General features: G+C 59.3%; 1 protein-coding gene. It reads right to left on the reverse strand.

From position 1 onward, the window contains the following. A partial coding sequence (locus KIM67_RS18530; RefSeq protein ID WP_213833038.1) for a hypothetical protein occupies nt 1–248 on the reverse strand: 248 nt, incomplete at both ends.

A 248-nucleotide genomic window follows, 5' to 3' on the forward strand; every position in this document is an offset into this window, starting at 1 on the left:
TTCTGGGTAATATCCGCCGGACAGCTAATGGTAGGGTCCGTCGTGTCGTCAACGATGATATTTTGGGTCACGGTGATGCTGTTCCCGGCCTCGTCGGTCACGCTATAGGTCCGTGTAATCGTGCCAGGGTTGCTGCCGACAAGCGCACTGTCGCTCACGAAGGCCACGACGATGTCGCCGCTCGCGCTGCAGTTGTCCGATCCGTCCGTTACAACGCTCACGTTGGGCAGCGGTACGTCGCCGATACA

Origin of the sequence: Flagellimonas sp. 389, assembly GCF_018449435.1 — a bacterium.
In the GTDB taxonomy this organism is placed as follows: Bacteria; Bacteroidota; Bacteroidia; order Flavobacteriales; family Flavobacteriaceae; genus Flagellimonas.